General features: G+C 42.6%; 18 protein-coding genes and 1 riboswitch. Of the genes, 17 read left to right on the top strand and 1 reads right to left on the bottom strand.

All coding sequences use genetic code 11. The features are described from left to right. The first annotated feature begins 18 nt into the window (after window positions 1-18). The 12 genes from ABG082_RS12970 (at window position 19) to ABG082_RS12915 (ending at window position 14,248) form a co-directional block, all read left to right on the top strand. Complete coding sequence (locus ABG082_RS12970) at window positions 19-2,376, top strand: endonuclease MutS2 (protein WP_024718639.1); 2,358 nt, start codon at window positions 19-21, stop codon at window positions 2,374-2,376. A gap of 14 nt (window positions 2,377-2,390) precedes the next feature. Continuing rightward, window positions 2,391-2,795 (top strand): DUF350 domain-containing protein, encoded by a 405-nt coding sequence (locus ABG082_RS12965; protein WP_007501637.1) that lies wholly within the window; start codon window positions 2,391-2,393, stop codon window positions 2,793-2,795. A gap of 162 nt (window positions 2,796-2,957) precedes the next feature. Then, window positions 2,958-3,413, top strand: coding sequence for an Imm63 family immunity protein (locus ABG082_RS12960; protein ID WP_348936164.1), 456 nt, complete (start codon window positions 2,958-2,960; stop codon window positions 3,411-3,413). Window positions 3,414-3,513: 100 nt separating this feature from the next. After that, on the top strand, window positions 3,514-5,223 hold the full coding sequence (locus ABG082_RS12955) for an AMP-binding protein (RefSeq protein WP_348936163.1): 1,710 nt from the start codon (window positions 3,514-3,516) through the stop codon (window positions 5,221-5,223). 174 nt (window positions 5,224-5,397) lie between these two features. Beyond that, the gene (locus ABG082_RS12950; RefSeq protein ID WP_017358246.1) at window positions 5,398-5,982 is read left to right on the top strand and encodes a TetR/AcrR family transcriptional regulator; all 585 of its coding nucleotides are present in this window, start codon (window positions 5,398-5,400) and stop codon (window positions 5,980-5,982) included. A gap of 25 nt (window positions 5,983-6,007) precedes the next feature. Beyond that, window positions 6,008-6,787 (top strand): enoyl-CoA hydratase, encoded by a 780-nt coding sequence (locus tag ABG082_RS12945; protein WP_348936162.1) that lies wholly within the window; start codon window positions 6,008-6,010, stop codon window positions 6,785-6,787. Between the two features lie 31 nt (window positions 6,788-6,818). After that, on the top strand, window positions 6,819-7,592 hold the full coding sequence (locus ABG082_RS12940) for an electron transfer flavoprotein subunit beta/FixA family protein (RefSeq protein ID WP_007501632.1): 774 nt from the start codon (window positions 6,819-6,821) through the stop codon (window positions 7,590-7,592). A gap of 44 nt (window positions 7,593-7,636) precedes the next feature. Beyond that, window positions 7,637-8,614 carry an electron transfer flavoprotein subunit alpha/FixB family protein gene (locus tag ABG082_RS12935; RefSeq protein ID WP_007501631.1) on the top strand — a complete coding sequence of 326 codons (978 nt, stop codon included), beginning with the start codon at window positions 7,637-7,639 and terminating at the stop codon, window positions 8,612-8,614. Window positions 8,615-8,689: 75 nt separating this feature from the next. Next, window positions 8,690-10,168, top strand: a complete 1,479-nt coding sequence (locus tag ABG082_RS12930) for an alpha-N-arabinofuranosidase (RefSeq protein WP_272511767.1) — start codon at window positions 8,690-8,692, stop codon at window positions 10,166-10,168. Between the two features lie 246 nt (window positions 10,169-10,414). Continuing rightward, a complete protein-coding gene (gene trxA / locus ABG082_RS12925; protein ID WP_007501629.1) occupies window positions 10,415-10,729 on the top strand; it encodes a thioredoxin in 315 nt (104 codons plus the stop codon). Window positions 10,730-10,869: 140 nt separating this feature from the next. Further along, window positions 10,870-12,642: an excinuclease ABC subunit UvrC gene (uvrC, locus tag ABG082_RS12920; RefSeq protein WP_007501627.1), complete on the top strand. Its 1,773-nt coding sequence runs from the start codon at window positions 10,870-10,872 to the stop codon at window positions 12,640-12,642. 61 nt (window positions 12,643-12,703) lie between these two features. After that, a riboswitch (Lysine riboswitch) is annotated at window positions 12,704-12,881 on the top strand. Window positions 12,882-13,012: 131 nt separating this feature from the next. Next, window positions 13,013-14,248: an aspartate kinase gene (locus tag ABG082_RS12915; protein WP_348936161.1), complete on the top strand. Its 1,236-nt coding sequence runs from the start codon at window positions 13,013-13,015 to the stop codon at window positions 14,246-14,248. Window positions 14,249-14,416: 168 nt separating this feature from the next. Here ABG082_RS12915 and ABG082_RS12910 read toward each other — a convergent pair whose 3' ends face one another. Next, complete coding sequence (locus tag ABG082_RS12910) at window positions 14,417-14,860, bottom strand: YslB family protein (RefSeq protein ID WP_008345974.1); 444 nt, start codon at window positions 14,858-14,860, stop codon at window positions 14,417-14,419. A 283-nt stretch (window positions 14,861-15,143) separates the two neighbouring features. Here ABG082_RS12910 and ABG082_RS12905 point away from each other — a divergent pair, with 283 nt between their 5' ends. From ABG082_RS12905 to ABG082_RS12885, 5 genes are all read left to right on the top strand, one after another. Then, window positions 15,144-15,752, top strand: coding sequence for a succinate dehydrogenase cytochrome b558 subunit (locus tag ABG082_RS12905; protein WP_007501622.1), 609 nt, complete (start codon window positions 15,144-15,146; stop codon window positions 15,750-15,752). A 37-nt stretch (window positions 15,753-15,789) separates the two neighbouring features. Next, a complete protein-coding gene (gene sdhA / locus ABG082_RS12900) occupies window positions 15,790-17,550 on the top strand; it encodes a succinate dehydrogenase flavoprotein subunit (RefSeq protein WP_008345971.1) in 1,761 nt (586 codons plus the stop codon). Window position 17,551: 1 nt separating this feature from the next. Then, window positions 17,552-18,316, top strand: coding sequence for a succinate dehydrogenase iron-sulfur subunit (gene sdhB, locus ABG082_RS12895; protein WP_008345969.1), 765 nt, complete (start codon window positions 17,552-17,554; stop codon window positions 18,314-18,316). Between the two features lie 123 nt (window positions 18,317-18,439). Next, the gene (locus tag ABG082_RS12890) at window positions 18,440-18,898 is read left to right on the top strand and encodes a thioesterase family protein (RefSeq protein ID WP_007501614.1); all 459 of its coding nucleotides are present in this window, start codon (window positions 18,440-18,442) and stop codon (window positions 18,896-18,898) included. A 71-nt stretch (window positions 18,899-18,969) separates the two neighbouring features. Then, window positions 18,970-19,686, top strand: a complete 717-nt coding sequence (locus tag ABG082_RS12885; protein WP_348936160.1) for a biotin--[acetyl-CoA-carboxylase] ligase — start codon at window positions 18,970-18,972, stop codon at window positions 19,684-19,686. Window positions 19,687-19,825: the final 139 nt, after the last annotated feature.

Below are 19,825 nucleotides of genomic sequence, written 5' to 3'. Positions count from 1 at the left end.
TTAGGAGGCTGGACCATGCTGCAACAAAAAGTGTTAGCATCATTAGAATTTCATAAAGTAAAAGAAAAAGTCATGTCCTATACTGCTTCGACTTTAGGGAAAGAAAAAGCGCAGGACTTAATACCACTCACAGATATCGAGAGCATTCAGCATCTGCTAGAAGAGGTAGCAGAAGCGCAAGATGTGATTCGTTTAAAAGGATCTGCGCCGTTTGGCGGGTTAACGGATATTAGACGAGGCGTCAAACGAGCAGAAATAGGCAGTATATTAAGCCCTTCTGAGCTGATGGAAATTGCGGCGCTGTTATATACCACAAAAAACATGAAGCACTTTCTCGCCTCTATGTATGAGGACGGAGTAGAGATACCCCGTCTTCATACATATGCAGAATCGCTGATTTTACTGCCAGACGTGAGAAAAGAAATCGAAAGCTGTATTGGTGACAATGGAGAAGTGCTTGATCACGCAACGCCTGCACTCCGCACCATACGAACGCAGTTACGATCACTAGAATCAAAAGTACGAGATAAATTAGAATCAATGATTCGTTCACAATCTGCCTCAAAAATGCTGTCAGACACCATTGTGACCATTCGTAATGATCGGTTTGTCATTCCCGTAAAACAAGAGTACCGCTCGAATTATGGGGGGATTGTTCACGATCAATCTTCTTCAGGCGCAACTCTTTTTATTGAGCCGCAGGTGGTCGTAGATTTAAATAACACCTTGCAGCAAACTCGCCTAAAAGAAAAGCAAGAGATTGAAAAGATTTTGCAAATGCTGACAGCGAGTGTGTCAGAGCACATTGATGAATTGCTTCATAATGTGAATGAACTTCAGACATTAGATTTTATTTTCGCCAAAGCCAAATATGCAAAAGCAGAAAAAGCCACAAAACCTACTGTGAATAACCAAGGGGAGATTTATTTAAAACGGGCAAGACATCCCCTATTGCCCCGAGATCAGGTTGTGGCAAATGATATTGAGCTAGGCAAAGATTTTTCTACGATCGTCATCACAGGTCCAAATACAGGCGGTAAGACCGTCACTTTAAAAACACTTGGACTTCTTACGCTGATGACGCAGGCAGGTCTTCATATTCCAGTCGAAGAAGGATCAGAAGTGGCTGTATTCGATCAAGTCTTTGCTGATATTGGAGACGAGCAGTCTATTGAACAGAGCTTGAGTACATTCTCATCTCATATGGTCAATATTGTGGATATTTTAAAGCATTTGACGTCTAATTCACTTGTGTTATTTGATGAATTAGGTGCGGGGACAGATCCTGCTGAAGGTGCAGCACTTGCGATGAGCATCTTAGATGAAGTTCATCAAACAAATGCGCGCGTCATCGCAACGACTCACTATCCTGAGCTGAAGGCATACGGATATAACCGAGAAGGCGTCACAAATGCGAGTGTAGAGTTTGATATTGAAACCTTATCCCCTACATATCGCTTGCTCATTGGGGTGCCGGGACGAAGTAATGCATTTGAAATTTCCAAGCGTCTAGGACTGCCTCATCATTTAATTGACCGTGCAAAAGCAGATATGCATGCGGAACATAATGAAGTCGATCAGATGATTGCTTCATTAGAAGACAGCAAAAAACAAGCAGAAGAAGAACTGCATGAGACGGAATTCTATAGAAAAGAAGCAGAGAAGCTCCATAAAGAATTGCAAAAACAAATCCTTGAATGGAATGAACAAAAGGACAAACTGCTTGAAGAAGCCGAACAAAAAGCGGCAGAAAAAATTGAACAAGCAACAAAAGAAGCAGAAGAGATTATTCAAGAGCTTCGGTCCATTAAAAGTGAGCATCGTTCGTTCAAAGAACATGAACTCATTGATGCGAGAAAGCGTCTTGAAGAAGCTGTCCCTGAGTTTGACCGTAAGAAAAAACCAGAGCCGGTGAAAAAAGCAGCAAGACAGCTAAAGCCAGGCGATGAAGTCAAAGTGCTGACGTTTGGCCAAAAAGGAACGCTCATTGAACAAACGGGTAACAAAGAATGGAGTGTCCAAATGGGCATTCTAAAAATGAAAGTAAAAGAAAAAGATATGGAATTTATCAAATCAGCACCGGAATTTAAGCAAGAGAAAGCCATCACGGCGGTCAAAGGAAAAGACTACCATGTATCACTTGAGCTTGATTTAAGAGGAGAGCGTTATGAGAATGCCTTAAGCAGAGTCGAGAAATACTTAGATGATGCCGTCTTAGCTGGCTATCCGCGTGTGTCGATCATTCACGGTAAAGGCACTGGCGCCTTGAGAAAAGGGGTCCAGGAATTATTAAAACAGCACCGTAGTGTAAAAAATGCTCGTTTTGGAGAACAAGGCGAGGGAGGATCAGGCGTCACCATCGTCGAATTAAAGTAAAAAGGAGAAAACGCATGAAAGCCTTTTGGGAAAATGAACTTGTGGAAATTGCCGCCTATTACAGCGTGGCCGTCCTATGTCTTGTCTTATTTCTTACCATATTTGAACTCGTGACCTCCTATAAAAACTGGGAAGAGATTCAGCGGGGGAACTTAGCTGTTGCTATGGCAACCGGCGGGAAGATTTTTGGGATTGCTAATGTCTTTCAGCATTCCATCGCCCAGCACAACTCGCTTCTTCAAATGGTCGGATGGGGCGTATACGGCTTTGTGATGCTGCTCGTCAGCTATTTCATTTTTGAATTTTTAACACCACGATTTAAAGTAGACAAAGAGATTGAGAATGATAATAGAGCGGTCGGGTTTATTTCACTCATTATTTCTGTTGGGCTGTCTTATGTAGTAGCAGCCGGCATTTAAGGAGACGACATGGAAAAACTAGCCAAAGTATTAATTGTAGTTGCCTGCACTTTTGCGGTTATTGGTGCTGTTTACATGTTCCTGTAAAATGAAGAATACATTCTAGAAAGCTGTCAGGGAAAACCTTGACAGCTTTTCACTCATCAAAGGCGGCGAATCAGAATGAATCAAATCTTGCAAAAAGACGAACTCATAAAGCGCATTGACAGTTGTCTCAAAAAGACATCTCTTCCCCAAGACATATATGAACCGTATATTGCACGTCCTTTTCAAACGACTGGTTTTTTTGATGATTTGAGCCCCTATATTGAAATTGATCCAGTCGGCTATATTCTTATTCAATATGAACGAGGGATTAAAGTGCTTCATAAAAGAACAAAAGAGGCGGATGAAGTCGTTTATTGGATTTTAGAAGACACCATCTTTCTAACTGTGTATCTAGACATGATGAGACAATATCAAGTGGACAATATCCACACACATTTACCTAATGACCCTAGTATCCATAAACAGATCGTGGAGAGAGTCCATGAGTCATTTCGTGTGATCGGTGGATTATACGAAAAGTGGCATCATGAAGGGAAAAGAGCCTCTATAGAAACACCGGCGAAAAAATGAAGATGTGTCATGGAACGAGCTCGATTTGAAAAAAGCAAACAGCCATAAGGAAAAGTTTGCTATAATAAAATAGTACGAAAGTTCAGGAAGGAGGGTTTTTATGCAGTCAGATAAACGTTGGCTTCTGCATTACCCGAATCAAATTCCCCACGAACTCACCATCCCAAATGAAACGTTGCAATCTTACTTATTCAGCTCCGCAGAGGCAGCACCTGAGCATACAGCCATTCATTTTTTAGGAAAAAACATCACCTACCAGCAGTTACAAGAAGATGCACTGAAATTAGCCAGTCACTTGATTGACATCGGTGTCAAAAAAGGCGACAGAGTAGCGATTATGCTGCCAAACTGCCCGCAATCGGTGATCTCTTATTATGCGGTTTTAATAGCAGGCGGCATTGTCGTTCAAACCAATCCGCTTTATACGGAGAAAGAACTGGAATATCAAATGGAGGACAGCGGCTCTAAGGTGCTGATCACTCTCGATCTACTGTATCCAAAGGCCTATAAAATGAAAGCGCTGACAAGTATGGAACATTTGATCATCACAAAATTACAAGATTACTTGCCATTTCCGAAAAACATATTGTTTCCGATTGTCCAGCGAAGAAAAAACAACATGGTCATCCAAGTGGAGAAGAGTGATACCATTCATCATTTCTCACAGATCATGAAAGAATCGTCAGGAGAACGGATTCCGCAAATATCCTTTCAACCGAAAGAGGATGTCGCAGTTTTGCAATATACAGGCGGAACGACAGGTTTACCAAAAGGGGTCATGCTCACACACGAAAATATATTAGCCAATACAGAAATGTGTGCATCCTGGATGTATAAAACGAACCGTGGAAAAGAGCGGATTCTTGGAATCATTCCGTTCTTTCATGTATACGGCATGACGACCGTGCTAAACCTTGCAGTCAAAGAAGGTCATCAAATGATTCTTCTTCCGCGTTTTGATGCAGCGGATACCTTGAAGACCATTGAAAAACAGAAACCGACGCTGTTCCCAGGAGCACCAACGATGTATATTGCCCTGCTTCATCATCCGAATATTGAAAAGTATGACCTATCATCCATCACCGCATGCTTAAGCGGATCGGCCGCTCTTCCTGTTGAAGTCAAACAGAGCTTTGAAAAACTAACAGGAGGAAGGCTGGTGGAGGGGTATGGACTTTCAGAAACTTCTCCTGTCACTCATGCCAATTTCTTATGGGGAGCGAACAAAATAGGAAGTATCGGGTGCCCTTGGCCGAATACAGATGCCGGTATTTATTGTGAAGAAACGGGTGGACTCAAAGCGCCATATGAGCACGGAGAGATTATCGTCAAAGGTCCTCAAATCATGAAAGGATACTGGAATCAGCCGGAGGAGACTGCGGCAGTGTTAAGAGACGGCTGGTTTTTCACAGGAGACATTGGGTATATGGATGAGGATGGTTTTTTCTATATCGTAGACCGGAAAAAAGATGTCATCATCGCGAGCGGCTATAATATTTACCCAAGAGAGGTTGAAGAAGCCCTTTATGAGCATGAGCTTGTACAAGAAGTTGTTGTGGCGGGTATTCCAGATCCGTATAGAGGGGAAACAGTAAAAGCCTTTGTTGTCCCGAAAAAGGATGCCTATGTAACAGAGGATGAACTGGATCGTTTTGTTAGAACAAGAATTGCCTCATTTAAAGTGCCGCGTGTCTACGAATTTAAGGAATCACTGCCTAAAACGGCTGTAGGGAAAATCTTGCGCAGAGTGTTAATTGAAGAAGAAAAAAGAAAGCAATCATCTTCAACAGAAGAACCAGTCGATCAATGAGAGAATGAACCAGCATCATCCGGTCAAGCGGCCGGATGATTTGAATTGTACGTGTCTGCTCTGGTATGCTAAAGGTTGAAAAGAAAGAAGAACATCACTTGACAAATCACTCGTTTCTTTTTAACATAAAGTTATGAATGAATGCTCATTCAATTTAGAAAGGGACGAAGCACATTGAAGCAGAAAAGACCGAAGTACATGCAAATTATTGATGCAGCCGTTGTGGTGATTGCAGAGAACGGCTACCATCAATCACAAGTTTCAAAGATTGCCAAACAAGCAGGAGTAGCAGACGGAACCATTTATCTCTATTTCAAAAACAAAGAGGATATTCTGATCTCGTTGTTTAAAGAAAAAATGGGACAATTCATCGAACGGATGGAAACAGATATTCAAAAGAAACCATCTGCCAAAGAAAAGCTTCTTCTCCTCATTCGAGAACACTTTCGCCTGCTATCACAAGACCATCATTTGGCCCTTGTGACACAGCTTGAACTCAGGCAGTCAAACCTTGAACTGCGCCAAAAAATCAATGAGGTGCTGAAAGGGTATTTAAATATGCTCGACTCCATTTTAACCGAGGGAAAGAAGACAGGAGAATTTAGACAAAATCTAGATGTCCGCTTAGCGAGACAAATGGTATTTGGGACGATTGATGAAACCGCTACAACATGGGTCATGAATGATCAAAAATATGACTTGCCTGCACTCGCAGAAAGTGTACATGATCTTCTCTTAAACGGAATACATCAATCTTAAAGACAATTGAAAAAGGATGATTGACATGGAAAAAATACTTAGCTTACACCAAGACGAACAGACAGCACTCATCACGATTCAACACCCACCTGCAAATGCCTTATCCTCTCAGCTTCTCACTGAACTCAACGACATGTTTGATCAGCTTGAACAAAACAGTGAAGTGAGAGCAATTGTCATTCATGGAGTAGGTAGATTTTTCTCAGCAGGTGCTGATATTAAAGAATTTACGACCTTGCAGGAAGAGTCTGATTATGCCAGCCTTGCAGACAGAGGACAGCAAGTATTTGAACGAATTGAACAATGTCCAAAACCGGTGATTGCTTCCATTCACGGGGCAGCATTAGGCGGCGGGCTTGAGCTGGCGATGTCGTGTGATATTCGAATCGCCACAAAAGATGCAAAGCTGGGACTGCCGGAATTAAATCTCGGTATTATCCCAGGATTCGGCGGAACGCAGCGCCTGCCTCGCTACGTTGGATCAGCTAAAGCACTTGAAATGATGGGAACAGCTGAGCCAATTACAGGAGAAGAAGCATTTGCCTGCGGACTTGTTTCAAAACTTGCGGAAACAGAGGACGAAGCGCTGGAAACAGCCAAAACATTGGCGGCGAAATTTGCAGCGAAAAGCCCTAAAACGCTTGAGTATGTGCTTGAGTTATTGAATGCGACAAAAGTGTACTCATATGATGGCGGAATGAAGCTGGAAGCCAAAAAGTTTGGTGAGGTGTTCCAGTCGAATGATGCCAAAGAAGGCATCCAAGCTTTTATCGAAAAGCGTAAACCGAATTTTAAAGGGGAATAAGGGATTAGTACGACACAAGGGGGAGAAATGAATGAATATTTTTGTTTTAATGAAGCGTACGTTTGACACGGAAGAGAAAATCTCTATTCAGTCTGGTGCTATTCAAGAAGATGGGGCAGAATTCATTATTAATCCTTATGATGAGTACGCAATTGAAGAAGCGATTCAGCTTCGGGATGAGCACGGGGGAGAAGTAACAGTCGTGACAGTTGGCAATGAAGATGCGGAGAAACAGCTTAGAACAGCACTTGCAATGGGCTGCGATCAAGCCGTTTTATTAAATGTTGAAGATGATTTGGAGGAGTGGGATCAATTTTCCGCTTCTACAATTCTATATCACTATTTCAAGGATAAAGAAGCTTCCTTGATCTTAGCAGGGAATGTAGCGATTGACGGCGGGTCTGGACAGGTGGCCCCGCGTCTTGCTGAATTACTCGGTTTTCCATATGTCACAACCATTACAAGTATTCAAATCGACGGCGGCTCAGCTTCAATTGAACGAGATGCAGAGGGAGATGTGGAAGTGATTTCTGCCGAGCTTCCGCTAGTGGTCACCGCGCAGCAAGGTCTCAATGAGCCTCGTTATCCATCGTTACCAGGAATCATGAAGGCAAAGAAAAAGCCTTTAGAAGAACTGGAATTAGACGATCTAGATCTAGATGAAGACGATGTGCCATTTAAAATCAAAACAATCGAACGTTTCTTACCGGAGAAAAAAGAGGGTGGCAAGGTGCTGAGCGGCGAGCTTCAGGATCAGGTCAAGGAACTGACAGACCTGCTAAGAAATGAAGCAAAAGTCATCTAAACATCCACTTTACGATATCACGAGAACAAGGGGGAGCTTAAAGGATGAGTAAAAAAGTTGTTGTACTTGGAGAAAGTCGTGACGGTAAATTAAGAAATGTGACATTTGAAGCGATTGCTGCCGCTCACGAGGTGGCTGATGGCGGTGAAGTGATTGGCGTTTTAATAGGGGATCACGTCAAAGACCAAGCGGATGAACTGCTTTATTATGGAGCGGATCATGTGATGATCGTCGAGCACCCGCATCTTTCTTATTATACGTCTGATGGTTTTGCGCAGGCGCTTCAGGCAATATTAGATCAAGTCAATCCTGATGCAGTGCTCTTCGGTCATACATCGATCGGAAAAGACTTGTCACCTAAAATAGCTGCACGCCTGCAAACAGGCTTAATTTCAGATGCAATAGATGTAAGCGTTACCGGTGAACATCTTGTTTTCACTAGACCGATTTATTCAGGAAAAGCTTTTGAAAAAGTCATTTCAACAGATCGTCTGCTTTTGGCTACTATCCGTCCAAACAACGTGGCACCGCTGGAGCGTGATGCGTCACGCAGCGGAGAAGTGACGCCAGTTTCTGTCGATATTCAAAACCTAAGAACGATCGTGAAGGAAGTCATTAAAAAAACATCAGAAGGTGTAGATTTATCTGAAGCGAAGGTCATTGTCGCAGGAGGCAGGGGGGTCAAGAGCAAAGAAGGCTTTGAACCGCTGAAAGAACTTGCCCAAACACTCGGCGCAGCAGTCGGTGCCTCGCGTGGTGCATGTGACGCTGACTACTGCGATTATGCCTTGCAAATTGGTCAAACCGGTAAAGTCGTTACACCTGACCTTTATATTGCCTGCGGAATTTCAGGAGCCATTCAGCATTTAGCAGGTATGTCTAACAGTAAAGTTATTGTTGCGATCAACAAAGACCCAGAAGCTGAAATCTTCAAAATCGCTGATTACGGAATAGTTGGTGACTTATTCGAAGTCGTTCCGCTTTTAAATGAAGAGTTAAAAAACATGAATATCCACTCTTAACGCTCATACACTCAGAATGCCTAGGTATTCTGGGTTTTTTTGTATGTCATCACGAAACAAAGGAGCGGTTTATAAGTGAATGGGACAGTAAAAGTCAATGAAGTGATTGGACGCATTTCTAAACACATCTATGGACACTTTCAAGAGCATTTAGGAAGAGGAATTTATGACGGAATTTGGGTAGGGAAAGATTCAGAGATTGATCATGTTGAAGGGATTCGTACTGATGTGCTAAAGGCCCTTCAAGCATTACATATCCCGGTGCTGAGGTGGCCGGGTGGCTGTTTTGCAGACGAGTATCATTGGGCAAACGGCGTCGGTGACCTTAGTGAACGAAAGCCGATGGTGAATACTCATTGGGGTGGCACCGTTGAATCAAATGCGTTTGGTACACATGAATTTATGAGACTGTGTGAATTACTTGAATGTGAGCCTTATATTTGTGGAAACGTTGGAAGCGGCTCTGTTCAAGAATTAGCAGAATGGATTGAATATATCACATTTCCTAAGGGGACACCTATGTCGGATTGGCGCATTCAAAATGGAAAACAAGAACCGTGGGAGCTGACGTATGTTGGTGTAGGCAATGAAAGCTGGGGATGCGGTGGAAATATGACGCCAGAGTATTATGCAGACTTATATAAACGCTACCAAACGTATGTGAGAGAATTTGCTGGTCAGCGCATTTACAAAATTGCATGCGGTGCGAATTCAAATGATGTGAATTGGACAAAAGTATTAATGGAGCGTGCAGCGCCTTGGATGGATGGGCTCAGTTTGCATTACTATACGGTCCCAGGAACATGGGAGAAAAAAGGGTCAGCGACCGATTTTGATGAGGATGAGTGGTTTACAACGCTGAAAAAGGCGTATGAAATGGAGCGGCTTGTCGTGGAACACGGAAAAATCATGGATCGTTATGATCCAGACAAGCGAATCGGGATGATTATTGATGAATGGGGGACATGGTATGATCCAGAACCGGGGACAAATCCAGGTTTTTTGTATCAGCAAAACACATTAAGAGATGCCCTAGTCTGTGCCTTGCATTTTCATATTTTTCATCGCCATTGCCAGCGGATTCATATGGCGAATATTGCCCAAACCGTCAATGTGCTGCAAGCGATGGTGTTAACGCAGGACGAAAAGATGCTCCTGACGCCAACCTATCACGTATTTCACATGTTTCAAGTGCATCAAGAAGAAGAAGCGCTTGAAGTAGAATTGAAGGCCCCTTCGTATGAACGCCGGGGTGAAAAAATCCCTCAAGTTAGTGTGTCAGCCTCGCGGTCATCTGACAAGATGCATATTAGTTTATGTCATTTGAATCCCCATGAAAAAGCAGACGTATCTCTTGCGATAGAGGGAGTCGATGCAAAAACGAAGGTCACTGGCCTTGTGCTGACAGCTGATCGGATGAATGCGCACAATACGTTCGATGATCCTCATTCTGTTCAGCCTGCGGACTTTCGGCAATTTGCTGTTAAGCACGGCGAGCTGACTATTGATCTGCCGCCTATGTCGGTTGTCATGTTGACCGTCGATCTGGCTTGATCGCATATTTCAATGTTTGATGAGAAGAATGTTGGGGCATCATACATTGTAAATGAAGCGGAAAGGGAGTCATGTCATATGCTTAGAACCATTCTGATGATCATTGGTGCGATTGTTGTTATTGGTGCGATTATACGGTTTGTTTTTTAATTCATTTCATAAAAAATAATTCGTAAGCATTTCATTCGCAAGTCACATTGGTAGATGCTATACTAAAAAGCATAATTTACATTGGAGGAATGAATAATGGCAATCGTAAAAGCTACTGACGCAACATTTTCACAAGAAACTGCAGAAGGTGTTGTTCTTGCAGACTTTTGGGCACCTTGGTGCGGACCTTGTAAAATGATTGCTCCAGTTCTTGAAGAACTTGATCAAGAAATGGGCGATAAAATGAAAATTGTTAAAATTGATGTGGATGATAACCAAGAAACTGCTGGTAAATACGGCGTTATGAGTATCCCAACACTTCTTGTTTTAAAAGACGGTGAAGTCGTCGAAACGTCTGTTGGTTTCAAACCAAAAGAAGCACTAGCTGAGCTTGTAAACAAACATCTATAAACCGATCTATGCCCGCGTGGCATGATCTTAAAAAGCGGTTCTCGTATAGTCGAGAGCCGCTTTTCTTTCATCGTGGTATAAAACAAATGTTCGTGATACACTAGAAGGAGTGAAAGCGGAAAACAAGGACGGATGAAAATATGAACAAATTGATCAAAGAAAAGCTGTCAGTCTTACCTGATCAACCAGGCTGTTACTTAATGAAAGATAGACAAAATACGATCATTTATGTGGGAAAGGCAAAGGTATTAAAAAATAGGGTCCGCTCTTATTTTACAGGATCTCATGATGCCAAAACGCAGCGGCTTGTCAGTGAAATCGAAGACTTTGAATACATTGTCACCTCTTCAAATATTGAGGCACTTATTTTAGAGCTGAATTTAATCAAAAAATATGACCCAAAATACAATGTCATGCTCAAGGATGACAAAACGTACCCTTTTATTAAAATTACGAATGAACGTCACCCTAAGCTGATTGTCACTCGCAATGTGAAAAAGGATAAAGGGAAATACTTCGGTCCATATCCGAACGTACAAGCAGCAAGAGAAACGAAAAAGCTGCTCGACCGTTTATATCCACTTAGAAAATGTGCGACACTCCCTGACCGAGTCTGTCTTTATTATCATCTTGGACAATGTCTTGCTCCGTGTGTGTATGACATTTCTGAAGAAACGAATAAGCAGCTGGTTGATGAGATCACAAGATTTCTAAACGGAGGACATCAGCAAATCAAGAAAGAATTAACAGAGAAGATGCAAGAAGCGGCCGAACAATTAGAATTTGAGCGGGCAAAAGAGCTGAGAGATCAAATCGCATACATTGACTCAACGATGGAAAAGCAAAAGATGACGATGAGTGACTTATCCGATCGCGATGTATTTGCCTATGCTTATGATAAGGGCTGGATGTGTGTCCAAGTCTTCTTCATCAGACAGGGGAAATTAATCGAACGTGATGTCAGCCTATTTCCGATGTATCAAGACCCTGAGGAAGAATTTCTCACGTTTATGGGGCAGTTTTATGAAAAGAACAACCACTTTTTGCCGAAGGAAATTTTGGTGCCAGACAGCGTCGATCAAGAGATGATTGAGCAATTGCTTGAAACGAATGTTCATCAGCCGAAAAAAGGAAAGAAGAAGGATTTGCTTTTACTTGCCCACCAAAATGCCAAAATTGCTCTCAAAGAAAAGTTCTCGCTTATAGAGCGTGATGAAGAACGGACAATTGGTGCAGTGAAGCAGCTTGGAGATGCACTCAATATTTATATGCCATACCGGATTGAGGCTTTTGATAACTCCAATATCCAAGGAGCAGACCCCGTTTCCGCTATGGTTGTCTTCCAAGACGGGAAGCCGTATAAAAAGGAATACCGAAAATACAAAATTAAAACCGTTGAGGGGCCTGATGATTATGCTTCCATGCGTGAAGTCATTAGAAGGCGGTATACCCGTGTGTTAAAAGATGAACTGCCGCTTCCTGACTTGATTTTAATCGATGGAGGAAAAGGACAAATCAACGCAGCCATAGATGTGCTCGAAAATGAATTAAATCTGTCTGTTCCTGTGGCAGGTCTTGTGAAAGATGAAAAACACAGGACATCGAATCTGATGATGGGTGATACGCTTGAAATTGTTGCGCTGGAACGGAATAGTCAGGCCTTTTATTTATTGCAGCGTATTCAAGATGAAGTGCACCGATTTGCGATTAGTTTTCACCGGCAGCTGCGCGGGAAGAATGCTTTTCAGTCTATTCTAGACGATGTCCCAGGTATCGGAGAAAAGCGTAAAAAGCAGTTGCTTAAACATTTTGGCTCTGTGAAAAAGATGAAAGAAGCCTCTATCCAGGATTTTCAGGACGCTGGTATTCCGAAACAAACGGCTGAACTTTTAATGGAGGCATTAAAAAAATAGATTGTACTTTTTCCAAAAGTCTGTTAAGATGTGACTAATTTAATAAATGAACGTGTTGTTTGTTGAAGATAGAGGTGCGAACTTCAAGAGTAAGCCTTCAGAGATCGAGGGGATCTAGGAAGAGGGCTGAAAGGGGAGCGTCGCCGAAGTGAATAAAATCCACTCATTTTATTCGCTGGCTGTACATTGAAGAAATGTAGGGCTGTCAAGAATGTATTTCTTGGAGGGCTATCTCATTGTTTGCATCGTTTGATGATGATTTTAAAGCAATGGGAGATTTGTTCTCTCATTGCTTTTTTATTTGCAGTGCAGAGAGCAATCTCCGCAGCCTCTTCTCTCACACGTGATCTTTTGAAAAAGGGTGGTAGACATGGGACTAATTGTACAAAAATTTGGTGGAACATCTGTTGGATCGACAGAAAAAATTCGCAATGTCGCAGAGAGAGTCATCGCTGAACGCGAAGCAGGAAATGATGTGGTCGTGGTTGTGTCTGCGATGGGCAAATCAACGGATGTTCTAGTAGACCTAGCGAAAGAACTCACAGACGAACCAAGCAAAAGAGAAATGGATATGCTGCTCACGACTGGAGAACAAGTGACCATTTCGTTACTGGCCATGGCACTGCAAGCAAAAGGCTATGATGCCATTTCCTTTACAGGCTGGCAAGCTGGGATGAAAACAGAGAAGGTGCACGGAAATGCAAGAATCGTGGACATCGATGAAGTAAGAATCAAAGAAGAACTGAGTGCGGGAAAAGTCGTCGTTGTAGCAGGTTTCCAAGGAATTGCGGATGATCTACATATTACAACACTTGGGCGTGGTGGATCAGATACGACAGCAGTGGCACTAGCTGCGGCACTCAAAGCGGACAAATGTGATATTTATACGGACGTACCAGGTGTGTTTACAACAGATCCTCGTTATGTACCGTCTGCGCGAAAACTTGCAGGAATTTCATACGATGAAATGCTTGAGTTAGCCAATTTAGGAGCAGGTGTGCTGCATCCGAGAGCGGTCGAATTTGCGAAAAATTATCAAATCCCACTAGAAGTCCGCTCTAGTATTGAAAATGAATCGGGTACGTTAATTGAGGAGGAATCATCCATGGAACAAAATTTAGTTGTAAGAGGCATTGCATTTGAAGATCAGATGACACGCGTGACGGTATGCGGCCTTTCAAGCGGTTTAACAACGCTATCGACTATTTTTACGACACTTGCAAAGCAAAATATCAATGTCGATATCATCATTCAGTCTGTCACAAACACCAATCAGACCTCCATCTCTTTCTCTGTGAAAACGGATGATTTGTCTAAAACAGTTGAAGTATTAGAAGAATACAAAGGTGCGCTTGGTTATGAGCAGATTGAGACAGAAAGCAAATTAGCCAAAGTATCTATCGTTGGCTCTGGTATGGTCTCAAACCCAGGCGTTGCGGCTGAAATGTTCGCGGTGTTAGCTCAAAAAGACATTCAAGTGAAAATGGTCAGTACGTCTGAGATCAAAGTCTCAACAGTCGTTGATCGTGAAGATATGGTGAAAGCTGTAGAAGCCCTTCATGATGCGTTTGAATTATCAAAGGTGAGCGCCGCTGCTCATTCATAAATCTTCAAAAGAGGTGTATCCCATAAAAAGATACACCTCTTTTTTATATTGGAAATCATCAGCATATGAAGAAAGAAAAACGTGCGTAAACCGTTACGCCAACTGTGCTATGATAGAAGGGTATATAAAAAAGGCGTGACACGAAGTCATCGCCTTTCATAAACAGTGTTAGCTAGGGTCTCTTAAATCCCATTTAACGGTTAAAATGACTTTATCAGCACGCTTTTTTACTTGTTCATAGGATTCAGCCACGTGCTCATTGAGAAGCTGAATCTGTTCAGCGATAAAACCTGCTTCCATTTGAAAGCATGGCTCCTTTTGATAGCTGAGTCGATTCGATACAAGTGGACCTTCGAGCTCAAACTCAATTTCCTGTTTTTTAGAATGGACCATCGTGAGAGTTCCCCATCCGGCATCATGGAAAAATTCGGGGATCTTTTCCCATGACTCTTGAGGAAATTTACGAGCAAGCAGTTTACCCGCAAAATACATCATAGATGAATGATCCTGACCAAGAATGTCAGGCAGCAGAACTTCGCGTATCAGCTCGTAGGCAAATCCATTGACTTCAATTTCTTTTAGCTGTTCTAAGTTAGATTCGAATTTATTCATTGTATGGCTCCCCTCTTTCAACAATTTATTATAGCTTATGTGGGCATATGATGACAGAGTTTTCCCTGAAGTCTAAGAAATTCTTATTGTAGTAAAACGAATTTTGATTTAAAACTTTTAAATTTCGGAAAATTTTAATTTATGTACGCGGTTTCTTGACGCTTTTTTGACATAGGAGTAAAATGAAATTGTCAATAAATTTGAATAAAGTGCTTACAATTGAAAGAAGCGGGGGTAAGACAATTTTCAAGCAATTGCACTTTTTTTACTAGGGGGTAAAGTAATGTCGGGGAACAAAGAATTTTTTTATCGGAGATTGCATTCTTTGCTTGGCGTCATTCCGGTCGGTCTATTTTTAGTACAGCACTTAGTGATTAACCACTTTGCGACGAATGGACCAGAGGCGTTTAACAAAGCTGCACACTTTATGGAACAGCTTCCATTCAGATATGCACTTGAGCTGTTCGTGATTTTCTTACCACTGATCTATCATGCTGTTTATGGGGTGTACATAGCCTTTACGGCACAAAACAACACGTCTCGCTTCAGTTACTTAAGAAACTGGTTGTTCAGACTGCAACGGATTACAGGTATCATCACATTGATTTTTGTCACTTGGCACGTATGGGAAACACGCATTCAAGCGCAGCTTGGAGCTGAAGTAAACTATGACATGATGGCGAATATTTTAAGCTCTCCATTTATGCTAGGTTTCTATATTGTCGGCGTTTTATCTACTATTTTCCACTTTGCTAATGGCTTGTGGTCATTTGCTGTCAGCTGGGGAATTACAGTTTCACCACGCTCACAAAGAATCTCCACATATGTGACATTAGGTATATTTATAGCGCTTTCATATGTAGGGCTAAGAGCAATTTTCGCTTTTGTTTAAGAGGAAATAGATTAGTAGAAGAGGGAGAGGGGCTACAATGAGTAATTCTAGCATCATCGTTGTCGGAGGCGGCTTAGCTGGTCTCATGGCAACTATCAAAGCAGCAGAAGCGGGAACAGCTGTTAAACTATTTTCAATCGTACCTGTAAAACGTTCGCATTCTGTTTGTGCACAGGGCGGAATTAACGGAGCGGTCAATACAAAAGGTGAAGGAGATTCACCTTATGAGCATTTTGATGACACGGTATATGGCGGAGACTTTTTAGCTAACCAGCCGCCAGTAAAGGCAATGTGTGAAGCAGCGCCGTCCATTATCCACTTACTTGATCGTATGGGTGTAATGTTTAACAGAACACCAGAAGGATTACTGGACTTCCGCCGTTTCGGGGGAACACAGCACCACCGTACAGCATTTGCTGGTGCGACAACAGGTCAGCAGTTATTATACGCACTAGATGAGCAGGTTCGCCGCTATGAAGTAGCGGGGCTTGTGACGAAATATGAAGGCTGGGAATTCCTTGGTGCTGTCTTAGATGACGAGGAAGTATGCCGAGGCATTGTCGCGCAGAACTTGACGACAATGGAAATCGAATCCTTCCGTTCAGATGCTGTCATCATGGCAACAGGCGGCCCTGGTATCGTATTCGGTAAATCAACGAACTCCATGATTAATACCGGATCAGCTGCATCGATCGTTTATCAGCAAGGTGCTCATTATGCTAATGGAGAATTCATTCAAATTCACCCAACAGCGATCCCAGGAGATGACAAGCTGCGTCTCATGAGTGAATCAGCTCGTGGTGAAGGTGGACGTGTTTGGACATATAAAGACGGAAAACCTTGGTACTTCCTTGAAGAAAAGTATCCAGCATACGGGAACCTTGTACCGCGTGACATTGCAACGCGTGAAATTTTCGACGTATGTGTTGAGCAAAAGCTTGGCATCAACGGAGAGAACATGGTGTACCTAGATCTTTCTCACAAAGATCCAAAAGAGCTTGATATTAAGCTTGGTGGAATCATTGAAATCTATGAAAAATTCATGGGTGATGACCCGCGTAAGCTTCCGATGAAAATTTTCCCGGCTGTTCATTATTCAATGGGCGGATTATGGGTTGATTATGATCAAATGACGAATATCAAAGGCTTGTTTGCTGCCGGAGAATGTGATTACTCTATGCACGGCGGAAACAGACTTGGTGCAAACTCATTGCTTTCTGCGATATACGGCGGAATGGTTGCTGGACCAAATGCTGTGAAATACATTAGCGGTCTTGAAAAGTCTGCAGAAGATTTATCATCTGCAACATTCGACAGTGCCGTGAAGAAAGAGCAGGAGAAATGGGACAACATCCTTAGCATGGATGGCACAGAAAATGCATATGTGCTTCATAAAGAGCTTGGAGAATGGATGACGGACAACGTGACAGTGGTTCGTTACAACGAGAAGCTCTTAAAAACAGATCAGAAGATTGAAGAACTAATGGAGCGCTATAAGCATATTAACATCAACGATACAGCTTCATGGAGCAACCAAGGCGCTGCCTTCACGCGTCAGCTTGACAACATGCTTCAGCTGGCACGCGTCATTACGATTGGGGCTTACAACCGGAATGAAAGCCGAGGCGCACACTATAAACCGGAATTCCCAGAAAGAAACGATGAAGAATTCCTAAAAACAACGATGGCTACGTTCAAAGGGAAAAACCAAAAACCTGCATTCCACTATGAGGACGTCGATGTATCGTTAATTGCACCTCGTAAACGAGATTACTCGAAGAAAAAGGTGGAGAAATAAGATGAGTGAAAAAAATACGATTCAATTTATTATCACACGTCAAGATACAGCAGATGGCAAGCCTTATGATGAGGAATTCGAAATCCCATATCGTCCGAATATGAACGTCATTTCCGCACTCATGGAAATCAGACGTAACCCGGTCAATAAAAAAGGTGAAAAAACAACGGCTATTAACTGGGACATGAACTGTCTTGAAGAAGTATGCGGCGCTTGTTCCATGGTCATTAATGGAACGCCTCGCCAGTCATGTACAGCACTAATTGACAAGCTAGAGCAGCCGATTCGTCTTCAGCCGATGAAAACTTTCCCGGTTGTGAGAGACTTGCAGGTTGATCGAAGCCGTATGTTCAATTCATTGAAAAAAGTCAAAGCATGGGTGCCAATCGATGGCACATATGATCTTGGACCTGGACCAAGAATGCCTGAGAAAAAGCGTCAATGGGCGTATGAGCTTTCAAAGTGTATGACATGTGGTGTCTGCCTTGAAGCTTGTCCAAACGTAAATGATAAGTCTTCCTTTATGGGCCCTGCACCGCTTTCACAAGTTCGTCTATTTAACGCACATCCGACAGGTGCAATGAATAAGTCTGACCGTTTAGAAGAAATTATGGGTGATGGCGGTCTTGCAAACTGCGGGAACTCTCAAAACTGTGTGCAGGCTTGTCCGAAAGGAATCCCGCTCACAACATCAATTGCAGCACTTAACCGAGATACAACATTACAAGCTTTCCGTAACTTCTTCGGAAGCGATCACGCAGAATAACATCACATTCAGTCCTCCTTGCCAATCATGATGAGTGTTTACAAGAGGCTGGATGCAATAACATAACAAACGCCTCTTCCAATACGGGAGAGGCGTTTTGTTTGCGAATAAGGAGTGGGTCAAATGAGGCTGCCGTCATATATTGAAGAACCGTTTGAAGAGTGGAGGGCATCGTTTCGATTTTATGTGGAAACAACCGTCCGTTTTTCAGAAACGGATATGTTTGGTCACATGAACAATGTCACCCCGTTTGTGTATTTTGAAGAGGCGCGGATTGCCTTCTTTCAAAAAACAGGAATTGTAGATAAACGAATGAAGCGAGCGAGAGAGACGATTACGGTCGTGGCAAACCTTCAATGTGATTACATCAAGCAAGTGGAGATCGGTGAGAGGCTGCGTGTGTATGTAAAGCCGGAAAAGGTTGGATCAAGCTCTCTCATCCTTCATTATTTAGGAGAAAATGAGCAGCAAGAACCGTGTTTTACAGGCTCTGTCACGATGGTGCAAATAAGTAAAGACACCGGTGCCCCTGTACCGTTTACAGAAGAGGAAAAAGAAACTTTTCAGGCCCAGCGACATTAAAGAATCACGGGTAGATGCTTCATTTTGTTATAATAAAAAAATCAGATGAAGAAGAAACAAAAGGAGATCACATGAAGATTTTTCAATACGACACCATTGATAGTACAAATAATGAAGCGAAGAGGCTCATTCAGCAAGGAGAAATCCCTTCATTTGCCGTATATGCCCGGCAGCAGACAGCAGGGAGAGGCAGGCTCGGCAGACCGTGGGAAACGCCTACAGGGAATGTGGCTGTCACGATGACAGTAAAACCTCCAGTAGATATCTCCACCCAATCAACGATTGCCCCGCTGACGGCACTCGCGATTTATGATGTACTCAAACCACTCATGAGAGCAGAGGATCAGCTGGCAATCAAATGGCCAAATGATCTATTGATTAATGAAGCGAAAGTATCTGGCACATTAATTGAAGCAGACCGCAGTGCCATTTACATCGGTGTGGGCATCAATGTAGAGACAAAGCCGGAGCACGTTCCGTATAAAACCATTTGCCTATCAGAACTCACTGAGGTGAAAGCCGACCAGCTAGTGAAAGATTTGGCAGCTGCCTTTGAAAAATACCATGCACGCTGGCAAATGGAAGGATTTGAAGCCCTCATTGCCCTTTATAACAAACGATTATATCGGCTGAATCAACCGCTTCGTATTTCATTAGATCGTGAAAAGCAAACATGGCAGGAAGGGATTTGCTGTGGCGTGAACCGTTATGGTCATATTCAGTTAAAAGATGATCAAGGACATATAAAAGCCCATTCAGCAGGAGATATTGATGCACCGCCCAAGTAGACAATTTCTCGTTCGATGAGTGTGTAGACAAACCGTTGCATTCGATGTTAGAACGGATTGCTTTAAGATCTTCACACTGAAAAAAAGACAAAGAGCTAAAATCAGTTCATTTTAGCTCTTTGTCGACAAGATGACGTCT

Source organism: Bacillus sp. BS1807G30, from assembly GCF_040047675.1.
GTDB classification, from domain to species: Bacteria; Bacillota; Bacilli; order Bacillales; family Bacillaceae; genus Bacillus; species Bacillus altitudinis.
This window is presented reverse-complemented; position numbering and strand designations above follow the sequence as displayed.

What these genes read in the sequence shown, in the direction of transcription:
- sdhB (WP_008345969.1), top strand. Translation starts at nt 17,552, where the DNA reads ATGAGTGAAAAAAATACGATTCAATTTATTATCACACGTCAAGATACA.
- uvrC (WP_007501627.1), top strand. Translation starts at nt 10,870, where the DNA reads ATGAACAAATTGATCAAAGAAAAGCTGTCAGTCTTACCTGATCAACCA.
- ABG082_RS12885 (WP_348936160.1), top strand. Translation starts at nt 18,970, where the DNA reads ATGAAGATTTTTCAATACGACACCATTGATAGTACAAATAATGAAGCG.
- ABG082_RS12945 (WP_348936162.1), top strand. Translation starts at nt 6,008, where the DNA reads ATGGAAAAAATACTTAGCTTACACCAAGACGAACAGACAGCACTCATC.
- ABG082_RS12960 (WP_348936164.1), top strand. Translation starts at nt 2,958, where the DNA reads ATGAATCAAATCTTGCAAAAAGACGAACTCATAAAGCGCATTGACAGT.
- ABG082_RS12940 (WP_007501632.1), top strand. Translation starts at nt 6,819, where the DNA reads ATGAATATTTTTGTTTTAATGAAGCGTACGTTTGACACGGAAGAGAAA.
- ABG082_RS12955 (WP_348936163.1), top strand. Translation starts at nt 3,514, where the DNA reads ATGCAGTCAGATAAACGTTGGCTTCTGCATTACCCGAATCAAATTCCC.
- ABG082_RS12905 (WP_007501622.1), top strand. Translation starts at nt 15,144, where the DNA reads ATGTCGGGGAACAAAGAATTTTTTTATCGGAGATTGCATTCTTTGCTT.
- ABG082_RS12965 (WP_007501637.1), top strand. Translation starts at nt 2,391, where the DNA reads ATGAAAGCCTTTTGGGAAAATGAACTTGTGGAAATTGCCGCCTATTAC.
- ABG082_RS12935 (WP_007501631.1), top strand. Translation starts at nt 7,637, where the DNA reads ATGAGTAAAAAAGTTGTTGTACTTGGAGAAAGTCGTGACGGTAAATTA.
- ABG082_RS12910 (WP_008345974.1), bottom strand. Translation starts at nt 14,860, where the DNA reads ATGAATAAATTCGAATCTAACTTAGAACAGCTAAAAGAAATTGAAGTC.
- sdhA (WP_008345971.1), top strand. Translation starts at nt 15,790, where the DNA reads ATGAGTAATTCTAGCATCATCGTTGTCGGAGGCGGCTTAGCTGGTCTC.
- ABG082_RS12915 (WP_348936161.1), top strand. Translation starts at nt 13,013, where the DNA reads ATGGGACTAATTGTACAAAAATTTGGTGGAACATCTGTTGGATCGACA.
- trxA (WP_007501629.1), top strand. Translation starts at nt 10,415, where the DNA reads ATGGCAATCGTAAAAGCTACTGACGCAACATTTTCACAAGAAACTGCA.
- ABG082_RS12890 (WP_007501614.1), top strand. Translation starts at nt 18,440, where the DNA reads ATGAGGCTGCCGTCATATATTGAAGAACCGTTTGAAGAGTGGAGGGCA.